This window comes from Duodenibacillus massiliensis (assembly GCF_900128485.1).
Lineage (GTDB): Bacteria > Pseudomonadota > Gammaproteobacteria > Burkholderiales > Burkholderiaceae_F > Duodenibacillus > Duodenibacillus massiliensis.
The window spans coordinates 1-840 of the sequence record NZ_LT635852.1 but is presented as its reverse complement, the minus strand read 5'-3'; the positions used below and the strand labels follow the sequence as shown (position 1 = coordinate 840).

Annotated in this window: 1 protein-coding gene; it reads left to right on the top strand. The window is 59.0% G+C overall.

Annotated elements, in window-relative coordinates; genetic code table 11:
* The coding region (gene iscB / locus BQ7486_RS00640; protein ID WP_074008586.1) for an RNA-guided endonuclease IscB at positions 1–840 on the top strand (840 nt) is incomplete at both ends.

The window sequence follows — 840 nt, the reverse complement described above, 5'->3', positions numbered from 1 at the left end:
GCGCCGAACGCCCTTTGTGATTCAACTGACGGTGCCGACGGGCGAAACCAAGCAGCCGATCACCTTGGGTGTGGATGCGGGCTACAAGCACGTCGGCCTGAGCGCAACGACCGCCAAGGAAGAGTTGTTGGCTTCCGAGGTCGAACTGCGGCAGGACGTGACGGACTTGCTCTCGAATCGCTTGGCACTTCGCCGCGCCCGACGCAACCGCAAGACCCGCTGCCGTGCGCCGCGTTTTGATAATCGCATTCGATCAAAGCACAAGGGTTGGCTTGCGCCGTCCGTTGAAAACCGCATCCGTGCCCATCTTTCGCGCATCGAGGCTGTTTTGCGTCTTCTGCCCGTCACCTCCGTTACCGTAGAAACGGCGGCGTTCGATATGCAGAAGATCAAAAACCCGGAGATTGAAGGCGAAGGCTATCAGCAGGGCGAGCAGCTTGGCTTTTGGAACGTGCGCGAATATGTGCTGTTCCGCGATGGTCACGTTTGCCAAGCCTGCAAAGGCAGATCGAAAGATCTGATTCTCAACGTGCATCACATTGAGAGTCGGAAAACGGGAGGCGACGCGCCGGGCAACCTCATTACGCTCTGCGAGGCGTGCCACAAGGCGTATCACGCAGGCAAGTTGAAGCAGTTCAGTCCCCGGCGCGGCGCTTCTTTCAGGGCAGAGACTTTTATGGGCATCATGCGTTGGACGGTGCTCAACCGCCTGCGCGAGCGCCATCCCGAATTGCCTGTCACGAATACCTACGGGTATCTGACCAAACACAAGCGCATCGTCGCGGGCTTGCCGAAGACGCATTGCGCGGACGCTTTCTGCATTGCTGGCGTCCTCGACGC